The organism is Pseudoalteromonas sp. Ld20, from assembly GCF_045064175.1.
GTDB lineage: Bacteria > Pseudomonadota > Gammaproteobacteria > Enterobacterales > Alteromonadaceae > Pseudoalteromonas > Pseudoalteromonas neustonica.
The window spans coordinates 149,076-161,548 of record NZ_JBISHB010000046.1; the positions used below are offsets into that span (position 1 = coordinate 149,076).

Here is a 12,473-nt window from a genome sequence, read left to right on the forward strand (position 1 = left end):
TATCATTCGTTTTCATATAAACCAATTTGTTTTATATGGAACGATTACAATGCCAAAATACCAGCCTTACCATGCTAAGTTAACCCCGCTTGCCTTCGCATTGGGACTTGCTTTGAGCCTACCAACAATGGCTCAAAGCTCATCAACTATTGTAACCTTCAATATTGCGCAGCAGCCATTAAGTCAGGCACTCAATCAATTAGCAAAGCAAGCAGATATGAGCCTAATTGCTGATGCCGCTATTTTGCGAAATTTACAAGCACCTGCAGTGTATGGCCAAAGAACAATTCATGATGCGTTATCACATGCATTGCAAAATACAGGCATTAACGCGCAAATTATAGATAACACCATTATCATCAAAGCCGATATCGCGGCTGATACATCATCTCAAACACCTGATTTAAGTAAGACCCAGATCAATGAAAAAACGACAATAACAGACGATCAAAATATTGAAGTAATCGTGATCAATGGCGATAAAATAAACCTCAATCGCCATGAGCTTGACCGTAACAAAGGGAGCTCTAATTCAGACATATTTTCAACATTTACCGGTATTGATGCTAATAATTTACGCAATGAAGCTGGCGCATTAGATATAGGTATTCGTGGTGTGCAAGGCGAAGGTCGGGTACCCATTTTTATTGATGGTAGCTTGCAATCAACCCATACCAATCGCGGCTATATGGGCACTTCAGATCGCACTTATATCGATTCAGACCTGATCAGCACTGTTGCCGTAGAGAAAGGCTCGGCCATTAAAGGCGCTGCATTTAGTGCTGGTGCTATTGGCGGAACGGTTAATATTACCACCTTAAATACGAGTGATATTCTAAAGCCTAACGCCGATGCTGGCGCATTAATAAAGCTCAAAACATACAACAATAATCACACACCAACCGTCAGTGATGATGCCAACCAGCAGCTGTATTATCAGGTCCGTAACCACAATAGCGCCAGTGATTTTGATAATGGCGGTATTCTACTCGCGGGTGCATTTAAAACGGATCAATTAAATGCAGTGCTTGCCTATAGTGATAAAAAAACTGGTAACTACTTTGCTGGTAAGCACGGTTATGAAAATTTTGTTGAAACGTATCAGTGGGGGCAAAGATTGCCACCAGTAAATCAAAATGGTGAAGTAGTAAACACCAGTTTTGAAAGTGAGTCTTATCTTGCAAAAATACAATATGCTTTTAACGACGAACATAATATTGAGCTAAATACACGTCATCACCAACAAGAAGCGGGTGAAATGCTTGCATCATACTGGTTCAAACAACGCGAAGGGGATTTCTGGATACTGCCTGATGGTGAATATGGCACTATCCCTGTTGGCATCGAAACTATGCCACAGTGGCAGCCGGGGTCTGCACTCGTAAATAGCGCAAACTTACTCTATCGCTTTTTGCCAACTAACAATCCATTAATTGATTTGAAAGTCAATGTATGGACAACCAACGCAAAATTACGACAATATAACGCCTTGGCCAGTAATTTGGGCCCTAATGCACTGCAATACTTTCATGAATACAGTAACCAGCGCCATGGCTTAGGTGCTTATAATACCTCTGCTTTTAATGTCATTTCAGTGCCAACTACATTGATGTATGGCGTTTCTTTACAAAACGAAATCCTTAAACCTAAAGAAGGGTCCCTAAAGTACTTTTACGGAGATAAAACCACCTCTCGTGATGGCAAACAAACAATCCGTAGCTTATTCGTGAATGCACAGTTTGATTTAGATCCAATTGAGTTAACCGTGAACCTTAACCACCATGACTCACAGACTAAAGATAACCAAAGTGAACTGGCGCTAAATTTCGATCCAAAAACAGATTTTACAGCGCAGCTTTATTACAGCTTATTTGATAATACAGCACTAAAAGCGAAGTACAGCAAAGCGTACCGCATGCCAAACATATACGAAACGACCGTTTCAAATGAAGTGTTTTCATATTCGCCTGACTACCCTGTCACGCCCGAAAACAGCAACACGTTTGAGCTAGGAATTGAAAGCCACTTTAGTGACACGTTAATTAAGGGTGATAGCCTAACGCTATCAGCTAACTATTTTGATACCCGAATTGAAAACATGTTGGCAACAGCGCAATTGCCAAACAAAGATCCTAATGCTCAACCATGGCAAGTAAAATATACCTTTACCAACTACGACAGCTTTGAATTACCGGGTATTGAACTTAACCTTAATTATAAAAGCGATTTATTTTACAGTACTATTTCATACACCAATTACACAAATATCAAAATATGTTCAGCGCTCATTGCAGGTATTGAAGGGGTTAATAACTGTAACAATCAAGGTTTTTCGGGCAGCTTAACGCCTCTTCGTATTCCACCAAAAAGAAACATCGTCGCCACGGTTGGTACGTCATTTATCAATAATCGCTTCGATATCGGCTTTACTTATAAAGGGCACTCCGAAAAACACCACCCAGCTGGATTCTTAAGTGGAACTGGCGCAAAAGCTATCAGCAAAATTCCTGCTAGCTACCAGCTTGATTTTTTTGCTAATTATAAATTTAACAACACATTTAGTGGCTATACCACTATCACTAATCTAACTGATAGATACACGGTGTCATCAGGCTCAATTGTTGCTATGCCTGAGCCAGGACGCACTATCACAATCGGCCTCGAGATCAAGCTATAACCCAATGATGGCGGCTAGTTAGCCGCCACTTTGTACTTCACATTCCCAAATAAATATTTATAAACCGTCAATCCCATTAAGGAATCAAACAATGACAGCAGTAAGCGCTCCATCTAGGGCACTAAAACTTCGCCAACACACCGCTGATTTACATGACAATATCGATAAAAGTATTATGGAAAAAGACCCATTCGCTAGCGTAGATAACTACGTGCAGTTTTTATCATTGCAATATCACTTTTTAAAAGATGTAGCGGCTTTATATGAACACAGTGAATTAAGTGAACATATTGATGACTTGGTAGCACGTCGTCGCTTAAGTTTATTAGAGCAAGACTTTATTGATTTAAGATGTAAATTGCCAACTATTACACTCAATCCTTTAGTTGATAACACTACAGATTTGGCAACCGCACTTGGTTGGTTATATGTTGTTGAAGGCTCAAAAGTAGGCGCAGCAATGTTAGGAAAACAAGTGCAAGTTCGTCTACAATATAACGGAGACTTTGCTGCTCGCTACTTAGCAGGACCAGGTGCTGGGCGTGGTAGTGCGTGGCGTCATCTAGTACAATTAATAGATAACATTGAGCTAAGCGATAAACAAGAGCAGGCACTTATCAACGGTGCTCGTCAAGCGTTCAGCCGCTTTCAACTATATCAGGCACACGTCTATTCATGAGCTTAAAGGTAACGTTAGTCGCGTATAAAAATGCTGGATACCAACTTCTCGGCTTAGCCCTAGTTGGGCTGGGGATCATTGGGATTGTTTTACCCGTTATGCCCACCACTATTTTCTTTATCTTGGCGCTGGCTTGCTTTACACGCTCATCACCTAAACTTACGGCATGGTTACTTAATCATCCAAGATATGGCGCAACACTGCGCCATTGGCAAGAACATAAAGTTGTGCCTATAAAGGCCAAATGGTTTGCAGGTATTGGCATGTTGTGTGGCTTCGTCTTATTGGCTATGTCATCACCATCGGGTTGGGTTCTCTACATGGTTGCCGTAATTGAGTCGTCAGTCATGATTTACTTATTGTCTCGACCATCCCGCCCAAGTCAACCCAAAGAAAAACAAATATCACAACAACAAGTTAAAATATTAGCCGCTTCAATTGCAATGCTAATTCATGCTGTCGTATTAACTGTTTTTATACATCAAGCAACTTTAGTGTAATTTTATAGTAAACCCACATCGGCACTGCATAGTTAGCTTGGCATGCTTCTTCAGTGCCGCTTTATAGTTCGCTAGCAGCCTGTGCCAAATATTGCCAAAATAACTCTACCTGCTGCGTGTTTTCCTGATAAAACACTTTATTAATTGGTAGGTACAATTTTATTTCCATCATGTTGTGTTTAGTTATTGTCAGTTGCTCAGTTAAATTCAATTTTTGGATGTAATGCTGAGCAACCTCACGCTCAAAAATGTACCCATCTAACTTATCTACAGCGACCAATTGCAAGCCACGTTCAAGCGTGAGCTGTGAATCAGCAAGTAAGCCCGCTTGTTGGAATGACTCATATGATAAATAGCCAAAAGGTGCTGATAACCCAAAACGCATATTAGCTCGATATAATAATTCGTTAAGTCCCTGCTTATTTACCAAAGGAGTGACTAAATGATCCCGATCAAATACACCGCCTTTTTTAACAATCAGCGGGTAGCTAGCTTTGACTAAATAGGCTGCAACAGGTGGAAATTGATACTCGCGCGCGCGCTCATCCGTGCGCGCCATTGAAAATAATCCTTGGGACTTATTTTGGCTTACATTTTGCTGACATTTTAACCATGAGCTACGTTGGTATTGTACTTTTAAATTGGCGTGTTTAGCGGCGGCATTAATATTATCAATAATACTGCCTGTGGGTCTTTTCTCTATATTTTGCCCTAAAACATAAGGCGAAAAATCTTTTGCCTCTAGGCATAGCTGCATCAATGGTTTGGCGGCCACTGCAGGTATAAATAAAGCACATGCTACTAGTAAATAATACTTCATCTCTAAGCCTCTAGAATACTATCTCTACCATTATAACATCTTACTTCCTTGGATTTGATAAGCCTCTAGATGGATTTTTAATCACTATCCTAGTAAACAGTGTAAAGTTCGTAAATAATGTTGTGATAGCTAATGCAAATCATTACCATGTAGATAATATTGCCTTAACTACTTAATTATTTATGCCGTTAATAAATAAACGAACCTTATACAGCACTAGCCGTGCGTTACATATTTATCTATCTACAGCGTTGCTATTTTTACTTATTCTATTTTGTGTCAGCGGCATTGTGCTTAACCATGTTGATTGGCTCGAAGGCGATAAAAGTAATGGGCAATTAAATACGCCAATTCCCACGGATTTACTCGACAAAGCACAGCAAAATTTAACAACCTTACCTGCTTTATACCCTGAGATAGAAGCCTATCTAGCAGCGCAATATGGGTTAACAAAAGTGAAGAGTATCGAGTGGGAAAAAGAAGATGCATTAGTCATGCTCGACTACCCTCTCCCCGCAGGTTTTGCCTTTGCTGAGCTCGACTTTACCAGTGGCGAATTGAACTTAGAATACCAAACGGGTGGAATTTTAAGCCTAATAGGTGATTTACACAAAGGTCGCCACACCGGCGAGGCGTGGAGCTGGGTTATTGATATCTCAGCGGTATTGATGATCTTATTTTCCATCACTGGAATGATTATTTTATTTCAAAATAGAAAAAAACGCTTAGTAGGAATATGGCTAACAGTGCTTGGGGTCGCAACACCTGCCGTCATTTATTTATGCTGGGTACCGCAACTAAAAGGAGTGTCTTAATGCAAAAACTTAACACCTTAATTAGCGCCGTAATCTTATTTACAGCGGCTTTGTTTCTACCTCATGTTACTGCTGCGCAGGCTGAGCTTGAAATTGAAATAACTCTACCTGATTTAGACGTACAGCCATACCACCGCCCTTATGTGGCTGTTTGGTTAGAAACCCCTGAGCGAAAGCATGTAACAACACTCGCATTGTGGGTAGAAAAAGCAGAATGGTTTAAAGATTTACGTCAATGGTGGCGTAAAGCTGGTAAAAGCGACGCCAACTTTGACGGCATAACAGGCGCTACAAAACGCCCCGGCACTTACACCATTAATTGGCACGGCAAAGACTTGGCTAACAATGCAGTTAAACCAGGTAAATACTTGCTAAACCTAGAAGTTGTTCGTGAAGAAGGCGGCCGTGATTATACCCGCGTTGCAATCGATCTAACAAACGATGGCAAAATAACCATTGATGGTACTAATGAATATTCACAAAGTTTCGTCACTATTATTGCTAAGTAATACGTAAGCAAAGCAGCTACAACAATTTAAATAAGGAAAGATTATGAAAATCAATTTACTTAAAAGCGCACTAATTGGTGCACTTACTTTCACTGCTCTTGCATCAAGCTACGCCAGCGCACATGCACAATGGTTAGTGCCATCGCACACCTCTTTATCAGGCGATAAAGCGCATTACGTAATGGTAGATGCGAGTATTTCAAATGAAATTTTTGCACCAGATAAAGCATATCGTCCAAAAGAAAAAGGCGCTGAATATGACGATAACTTAATTATGGCGATTGGCCCTGACGGTAAACCTGTTAGTGACAAAATTCGTGCTTATTACCTAAAGCGCAAAAACTCAGCAGCTGTGAAGCTTGATGGCGAAGGGACTTACCACATTGCCATGACTCAAAAACCACGCTTAATGACATTCTATAAGAATAAAGATGGCGACCGTCGTCGTGTATTTGCTGGTAAAGACAGCAAGGATATTCCAGCCGATGCAACCGATATCAAAACAACGAAAGCAATCTCTACCGTTGATACCTTTGTAAGTCGTAACGGCACATCAAAACCTGCTCTGCTCGGTAAAGGTTTAGAAATAAGTGGTCCAACGCACCCTAATGATTTATTTGTTGGTGAACAAGCGCGTTTTCAACTATTAAAAGCAGGAAAACCTGCGGCTAACGTAGAACTCGCAATCTTAAAAGGCGATACACGCTATCGTAACGAACGTAATGAAGTAAAAATAACCACCGATAAAGAGGGGTTTTTTAGCACAACGTGGCAACACCCTGGCTTATACCTAATTGAAGCCAGTATCAGTGAAGAATCGACTGAAAAAGGCATTGATAGCGTACGCTATTCGTTATTCACGACACTTGATGTAGCGCCAGAGTAACCTCTTTTTATAACGCAAAAAATAAGGTCAAGCTGTTTGCTTGGCCTTTTATTTGCTGTGCTCGCACCAACAATTTTCTATATTTATACACCGAACCATAAAACTAAACCTTTTGATTTTAAATCAAAAAACACTAATCAACGCCAAATCATTTATTCCTAAAAAAAACAACAATTACTATAACCTAGTTGTGTTAAGTTTTTTGTGACGAAAAAAAATACAGTTAATTAACGCAATCCACTTGCTTACTTGTATTTTTAGGTACATATTAAATACCAGTTTTGAATAATTACTTTAAACTATATTTAACGGATATAAATAGTATGGAAATTGGATTTCATTCCTGCATGAACAATGTAATTACTTACTCCATAATAATTATATCCATCCCACATCCTTAAAATAAATTTACACAACAATATTACCGATAAGGAAATTGATATGACGTGGAAGATCTTAATTCCGTGTGCTTTGGCATTTACACTCACTGCATGTGGCGGCGGCTCCGGTTCACCGACAGGCAATACAAACCCAGGTAAAACAGCACCAACAAACACCAAACCAACCGCCATGATTAATGCCCCGGCAGGTGAAATGCGTGTAAATACAACACTCATATTTAGTGGCACAAACAGTAGCGACCCTGAGAACGATACTTTAACTTACCAATGGCGCTTAACCAGTGTTGACGAACAAACTGAATTTGCCATTGCTGTAAACAATCAAAGTAAAGTCGAAATATCCGTAACTGAAGCACAAAGCTATAAGCTCACTTTAATCGTCAATGATGGCAAGCTTTCGAGCACACCGGTTGATAAATTAATTGAAATTAAAACCGCTCCCACGCAATTAATAGCCAGAGCAGGACAGCCTCAAACAGTAAAACAAGGTGATGTAGTTTTATTAGATGGCGCACTAAGCAGCACCTCAAACGGTGTGATCAATCAATACAAATGGCAATTTAATACCAAACCACTTAGCAGTAGTGCAACAATAGAAAACAATAATAGCGTTAAAAGTCAATTCATTGCAGATAAAAGTGGGAGTTATGCAGTAAAGCTAACAATTACTAATTCATTAGGCGAAACAGCAAGTAATGAGGTATTGATACAAAGCGAACCGCTCGATGATAATTCAGCTCCTCAAGCTGTTATTAAAGTGCAAAATAAAACCATCGCACCTAACAGCATAGCCACACTTGATGGCACGCAAAGTAGCGACCCTGATCAAGGTGATACCCTGAGCTATTTATGGGCCATTACCTCACAACCTGCCAATAGCAACCCAGCACTAACGGATAACTTAACCCACACAGCTGGATTCTCTTCCTCAGTACTTGGCCAGTACACGCTTTCATTAACAGTTAAAGATCAACACGGTGAAGCAAGTACAGCCTCAGTAACGTTAGCGGTAGAGGCGACTAATCAAGCCCCAATTGCGCAGCTTGTAGCTGAAAGAAGCATCATGTTAAATGACTTAGTCACGCTACAGTGCGCGCAGTGTAACGATCCTGAAGGGCAACCTTTAAGCTACCTTTGGAAATTACAAGGCAAACCAGAAAACAGTATCGCGCAACTAATCCAGCACACAACAGCAACACCTTCGCTTAGCGCTGATATTGAAGGTGATTATGTGATCACATTAATCGTATCAGATGGACAACTTAGCTCTGAGCAAGCTACAACCGTGTTACACGCGCAAGCTAATGAAAAACCAACAGCCATTATTAGTGATGTACCATCTATTTTAGTCGATGAGGAAATTCAACTTGATGGCTCACAAAGTACAGACCCTGAAGGCAAAGACCTTACCTATGAGTGGGAAATTGTATCACCGATAGGTCGTGCTACACTTTCTAACACCGATGTTGCTAAGCCTTTATTTAAAGCATCAATGGCGGGAGAGTTTGTTGTTTCGCTACGTACCAACGATGGCGCTAAATACTCTGACACGCAAACTATTACCATCACTGTTAATCAAAATGCGCCGCCAGTGCTTATTTTTGAAGGACTGCAAACCCGCATAGCTGTTGTTGGCAACCCCGTTACGTTTGATGTTAGCCAAAGTTACGATCCAGAAGGTACCGCGCTTAATTTTACTTGGGTACTTATTAAGCCTGATGGTTCAAATGCAGCTTTAACAACTACAGATCAAAGCACCACACAATTTACACCTGATATTGCTGGCATCTACAGCAGCGCTATTGTTATTGAGGATGCTGATGGTAATTCGAAAAATATGCTTTTCATCACCTCAGCAACAGACACGGCAATACTTACAGGTACTGTAAAAGGGCAAATTACTGATACCCAAAAAATAGGTATAGCTAATGCTAAGTTGCTAATTAATGGAGTAGAGCATACAACTGATGCAAGCGGCGTGTTTGATACAGTAACGGCGTTAGAAGAAGGCGCAAAAACCACAATTACAATTGCAGATGAAAGGTTAGCAAGCGGCGAATATAAGTCGGTAGCAATTACACAAAATGACTTTACCTTAAATTTAGGCCAATCAAGCTTACCGATAGTGCAAGATGTTGAAGTATCTGTATTCGTATGCCCAGAGTTTACTGGTCCTGATACAGTAAATTTACGCTTTAAAATGGTTGATACTATTTTAACTTCAAGCAGCTTTGAGTTTCAGTTTGACGAAACAAAATCTTTGGTATTGCCAAAAAGTAATGGCACCTACCTAGATGCCACCTTGAATATTGCACTTCCTAGCAGCGCAATTTATGAGGTAACGGTCACTGAGGATACTGTGAGTAATACAACTGGTGCAAACACAACTATTTACTACTCTCAAGCCACTCCAAACCTAGCAATAATAAGTATTTGTAATATCTAAAATAATCATCTAAGCCACTTTAACCTTTGTTGAAGTGGCTTATAAGCCTTCTCTATCGACCCCACAATATTAATAACCACTCGAATTTAGTCCATTTGACCAATTCTTCGTTATGCTTATCAGCAATGAAAAATTAAAACTAATAAAAACAGCTTGTTAAACTTTGGCTTTATTTTTGCTATTAAAATCATAAGCTGTAAATCTAATTAAAAAAATGAGAACCAATATAATGATCAACAAACGTCTGTCTTCGCTAACTAAAACCCTTCCTATTGCCGCTAGCCTATTATTGCTCAGTGGCTGTATTGTGCATATTTCAACCTCAGGCTCCAATGTACAACAGCAACAACAACTCTCACTGTCAGCAGCGCAGTTACAGCAACTTTCTATTGATGCTGAATCGGGGTCATTGCAAATAATTGGCTCAAGCACCGCCACTGAAATCACCGTAGATGCGACTATTTATACAGCAAAGATAGATGACGCTTACACACTCACTCTAGAGCAAGTAGGCAACAAAGCAGTATTAATTGCAAAAGACTACAACCCAACAGGCATGGTTGTATACCAAGGTAATTCGCCAAGTATCGATTTAGTTGTGACTGTACCAAGTGCATTTAACCTTGATATAGATGATGACTCTGGCGATATTAATATAGCTAGTGTGCAAGGCAATATCGAAATAGACGATGACTCAGGCAGCATCACTATTAATCAAGGGCACAATGTTACGATTGATGATGATTCTGGGGATCTCGATTTGCAGAATATCACCGGTAATATTGAAATCAGTGACGACTCAGGCAGCATCAATATTCGAGATGTACGTGGTAACCTGGTTATCGAAGATGACTCTGGCGATATCACCCTGACCAACATCACCGGCAGTGTCGATATTGACGATAACTCTGGCAGTATTAATGCCAAAACTCTAGGCAATTACATCACAATTGAAGATGAATCTGGCGACATTTATGTTGAACACGTTAATGGCCTAGTCACGATTGAAGACGGCTCAGGCAGTATTCGCGTCAATGACAGTAAAGGCCTAACTATTATTGAAGCTGGCTCAGGCGATTTAAGCATTGATAATATCAACGGCCCAGTAAAACTAAATTAATACTAAGTTTTTATAGCCGGTGCTTCGAATATTACAAAACGAAGAATTGGCTAACTTTAGCCTATAATTACCTGTTTTTAGATTTTAATATTACCCACTAATGCCCAGTATACGATTGCTTCCGCCCTTATTGCACCCAGTATCACTTTTTCAGAATACGGATTGGCATGATGTCTAAGGCAGCCTCAGCACAACCCTATTTATAGCCCCTTAGAATAAAACCACCCCTAATCATTTTGAGGTTGAAGATTGAAGAAGAAACAAATATTCTTTGGGATGTTTTTCCTACTTTTTTATTACACATTAACAAGTAGCAATTACTTTATAGCGCTTTACCTCTTAATGCATAGAATCAAAATACTCGCCTTTGTGCTGATAGATCGTTCAATTTTAATTAATTGAGTAAATAATAAAAATATAATATTAAGGAATAATATGATTAAAAGAACAGTTGTTCATTTAGCTTTATTGGTATCTTCAAATAGCGTATTCGCTCAAACTCAACCTTCATATGCTGAACAAATAGACGCACTTTTTAGTGACATATCTGACAATATCCCTGGTTGTACCGTTGGCGCTATTAAACAAGGAGAGCTCATACATCAAGCTGGATATGGGTCAGCAAACCTTGAACTAAATGTACCTTTAGATGGCAATCATATTCATCGTATCGCCTCTGTATCAAAACAATTCACAGCGATGGCCGTATTACTTTTGGCTGATGAAGGAAAAATAAAATTAGAGGACGACATTCGTGAACACTTGCCCGAATTACGTGATTATAAAAACAAAGTAACAATTAACTCGATGCTTGGGCATTTCTCGGGCATGGGTGATTACGACTTTGTGGATGACCTAACAGATGAAAAGGCAATGGATTTACGCTCTTCCGCGGGAGGGCCATTTAGGCTTGGCAATCAAGATTACCTGAGTATTAAAGAGTTTTACGATTATGTAAAAACAGTGCCATTAAGAAGAGCACCCGATCAACAATGGGAATATAGCAACTACGCGTATTTTTTACTTTCGATGCTGGTCGAAAAAGTTTCAGGGGAATCATTAAGAACATATTCCGATAAACGTATATTTAAACCTCTTGGTATGAAGCATACCTTTTTTAGTGATGATAGCACTGAGATAGTCGCTAATAGAGCTAGTGGGTACAGTAAAAACAAAAGTGGTGAATACTTTACAAATATGACCAATTTATTTTGGGTCGGCGATGGTGGCTTACATACAAATATTGAGGATATGCTGCTATGGGATCACTATTTTTATAGCCCTACTTTAGGCAAACAGCCGCATGCTTTACTTAAGCATTTTAATACGCCTAATAGCCAACATTTAACAAGAGGCTCTTTGTATGCAAACGGGCAAGGGGTTGAAGAAAAAGACGACGGTAAAGTTTTTTCCCACGGCGGTGGCTGGCTAGGTGTAGCAACGCACTATCAACGCATCCCTGACAAGCAACTCTCCGCAATAGTTTTTTGCAACGATGACACGCTTAACCCTACTGAATATAGTAAAAAGATTATAGAAATTATTTCTAATTAACCATTAAATGAAGCACAAGCGACCTAAAGTTAAGACCTTATGTCGCTTGTTTAACCAACTTTCAGG

At 39.7% G+C, this 12,473-nt stretch carries 9 protein-coding genes and 1 pseudogene; 9 read left to right on the plus strand and 1 reads right to left on the minus strand.

Features of this window, described 5'->3' with window-relative positions:
- Nucleotides 1-49: 49 nt before the first annotated feature.
- From ACJJVX_RS20860 to ACJJVX_RS20870, 3 genes and pseudogenes are all read left to right on the plus strand, one after another.
- Nucleotides 50-2,677, plus strand: coding sequence for a TonB-dependent receptor domain-containing protein (locus ACJJVX_RS20860; protein WP_405633357.1), 2,628 nt, complete (start codon nucleotides 50-52; stop codon nucleotides 2,675-2,677).
- A 91-nt stretch (nucleotides 2,678-2,768) separates the two neighbouring features.
- On the plus strand, nucleotides 2,769-3,356 hold the full coding sequence (locus tag ACJJVX_RS20865) for a biliverdin-producing heme oxygenase (RefSeq protein WP_342883023.1): 588 nt from the start codon (nucleotides 2,769-2,771) through the stop codon (nucleotides 3,354-3,356).
- Nucleotides 3,353-3,736: pseudogene (locus ACJJVX_RS20870) on the plus strand (YbaN family protein); the annotation flags it as partial. The gene ACJJVX_RS20865 and the pseudogene ACJJVX_RS20870, both read left to right, overlap by 4 nt.
- A gap of 181 nt (nucleotides 3,737-3,917) precedes the next feature.
- Here the strand turns inward: ACJJVX_RS20870 and ACJJVX_RS20875 are convergent.
- On the minus strand, nucleotides 3,918-4,676 hold the full coding sequence (locus ACJJVX_RS20875) for a transporter substrate-binding domain-containing protein (RefSeq protein ID WP_405633360.1): 759 nt from the start codon (nucleotides 4,674-4,676) through the stop codon (nucleotides 3,918-3,920).
- A 182-nt stretch (nucleotides 4,677-4,858) separates the two neighbouring features.
- Between ACJJVX_RS20875 and ACJJVX_RS20880 the strand changes: the two genes are divergently transcribed.
- The 6 genes from ACJJVX_RS20880 to ACJJVX_RS20905 all read left to right on the plus strand — a co-directional run bounded on the left by ACJJVX_RS20880 (nucleotide 4,859) and on the right by ACJJVX_RS20905 (nucleotide 12,407).
- Nucleotides 4,859-5,491: a PepSY-associated TM helix domain-containing protein gene (locus ACJJVX_RS20880; RefSeq protein ID WP_170173275.1), complete on the plus strand. Its 633-nt coding sequence runs from the start codon at nucleotides 4,859-4,861 to the stop codon at nucleotides 5,489-5,491.
- Nucleotides 5,491-6,000: a DUF2271 domain-containing protein gene (locus ACJJVX_RS20885; protein ID WP_405633362.1), complete on the plus strand. Its 510-nt coding sequence runs from the start codon at nucleotides 5,491-5,493 to the stop codon at nucleotides 5,998-6,000. Before ACJJVX_RS20880 ends, ACJJVX_RS20885 begins: the two co-directional genes overlap by 1 nt.
- Before the next feature lie 43 nt (nucleotides 6,001-6,043).
- Nucleotides 6,044-6,886, plus strand: coding sequence for a DUF4198 domain-containing protein (locus tag ACJJVX_RS20890; protein WP_054454313.1), 843 nt, complete (start codon nucleotides 6,044-6,046; stop codon nucleotides 6,884-6,886).
- Nucleotides 6,887-7,327: 441 nt separating this feature from the next.
- Nucleotides 7,328-9,733, plus strand: a complete 2,406-nt coding sequence (locus ACJJVX_RS20895; protein ID WP_405633364.1) for a PKD domain-containing protein — start codon at nucleotides 7,328-7,330, stop codon at nucleotides 9,731-9,733.
- A 229-nt stretch (nucleotides 9,734-9,962) separates the two neighbouring features.
- Nucleotides 9,963-10,853 (plus strand): DUF4097 family beta strand repeat protein, encoded by an 891-nt coding sequence (locus ACJJVX_RS20900; RefSeq protein WP_054205833.1) that lies wholly within the window; start codon nucleotides 9,963-9,965, stop codon nucleotides 10,851-10,853.
- Between the two features lie 435 nt (nucleotides 10,854-11,288).
- Nucleotides 11,289-12,407: a serine hydrolase gene (locus ACJJVX_RS20905; protein ID WP_170173272.1), complete on the plus strand. Its 1,119-nt coding sequence runs from the start codon at nucleotides 11,289-11,291 to the stop codon at nucleotides 12,405-12,407.
- Nucleotides 12,408-12,473: the final 66 nt, after the last annotated feature.